General features: G+C 68.0%; 1 protein-coding gene. It reads right to left on the minus strand.

The genetic code is table 11. The features are described from left to right. Positions 1-162: 162 nt before the first annotated feature. Entirely contained in the window at positions 163-1563 is a 1401-nt protein-coding gene (locus tag WA317_RS19055) for a phosphomannomutase/phosphoglucomutase (protein ID WP_425174518.1), read from the minus strand. Between the last annotated feature and the right edge of the window lie 104 nt (positions 1564-1667).

The raw sequence follows: 1667 nt of genomic DNA on the forward strand, positions 1-1667 counted from the left end.
GCCGGTCCTGGCCGCGTACCGAGTCCAGCGCGCCCTCGTCCACCGCGGCCGCCGTGGAGCGCACCTGCGCACCCGCCATGGCCGCCGAGCGCAGCAGGGCCTCGCGATCGGCGGCGATCAGGTTGTCGGTGTCGTCGATGTCGATCGCTGCCCGGATGGCATTCACGTGAAAGCCTCTGACGGCTGGGGGCTTTCGGCCGCGATTCCGGCACGGACCTGCTCCACGACCGCGTCGACGTCCTCTGCGCTGCGGCCTTCCACATTCAGCCGCAGCAGCGGTTCGGTGTTGGAGCTGCGCAGGTTGAACCAGCTGCCGTTGCCCAGATCCACCGTGACCCCGTCCAGGTGGTCGATGGAATGGATCCGACCCCCGAAAGACTTCAGCACCGCGTCCACACACGACGCCGCGTCGGCGACGGTGAAGTTGATTTCCCCGGAGGACTCGTAGCGCTGATAGTCGGCCGTGAGTTGGGACAGCGGTCGCTGCTGCTCACCGAGTGCGGCCAGCACATACAGCGCGGCCAGCATCCCGGAGTCGGCGCCCCAGAAGTCGCGGAAGTAGTAGTGCGCTGAGTGTTCACCGCCGAAGATGGCACCGGTGTCGGCCATCAGCGCCTTGATGTAGGAGTGCCCGACGCGCGAGCGCACCGGTGTACCACCGTGCTCGGCGACCAGTTCAGGCACCGCCCGCGACGTGATCAAGTTGTGGATCACCGTGGCGCCGATCTCCCGATTCAGCTCCCGCGCGGCGACCAGCGCGGTCACCGTCGACGGCGACACCGGCCGGCCACGCTCGTCGACCACGAAGCAGCGATCAGCATCGCCGTCGAACGCCAGCCCTATATCAGCACCGACGGCACCGACATGCTCCTGAAGGTCCAGCAGGTTGGCCGGGTCGAGCGGATTGGCTTCATGGTTGGGGAACGCGCCGTCGAGCTCGAAGAACAACGGCACAAGCGTGATCGAGTCGATCACGCCGAGCACGGCGGGAGCCGTATGGCCGGCCATCCCATTGCCGGCGTCGACGGCCACTCGCAGCGGACGCAGCCCGGACAGGTCGACCAGGGACCGCAGATAGGCTCCGTAGCCGGCCAGCACATCTTGGTCGGTCACCGTTCCCGGCGGCCCGTCATAGCCGGCGACCCCGGCGATCAGGTCGTCGCGGATGGTGCTCAGACCGGTGTCCTGACCCACCGGCTTCGCGCTGGCCCGACACAGCTTGATCCCGTTGTAGGCGGCCGGATTGTGGCTGGCGGTGAACATCGCGCCGGGGCATTGCAGCAATCCTGAGGCGAAGTACAGCTGGTCGGTGGAGGACAGGCCGATACGCACCACATCGAGCCCTTGGGCGGTTACCCCGGTCGCGAATGCGGCCGCCAGCGATGGGGAACTGTCCCGCATGTCAAAGCCGATCGCGACCCGCCGCGCCCCCTCGGCTCGCATCATCCGGGCGAAGGCCGCGCCGCAGTCCGCGGCCAGCGACTCGTCGATCTCCTCGCCCACCAGGCCACGCACGTCATACGCCTTCACAACGTGGTGGACAGCCGCTGCGGGCCGAGACATTACGGCGCTCCTGACGAAGGGGATCTCTTGGTCGTCAGCCTAGCTGTTGCGCCTGCCGCCACCCCGGGGTTGGCCAGCCTCGTCGGGTCGGCGCCAGCCAACAG

Origin of the sequence: Mycobacterium sp., assembly GCF_049802695.1 — a bacterium.
Taxonomy (GTDB): Bacteria; Actinomycetota; Actinomycetes; order Mycobacteriales; family Mycobacteriaceae; genus Mycobacterium.

Excerpts from the sequence above, each read along its gene's own strand:
- WA317_RS19055 (WP_425174518.1), bottom strand. The coding sequence starts at position 1,563 with ATGTCTCGGCCCGCAGCGGCTGTCCACCACGTTGTGAAGGCGTATGAC.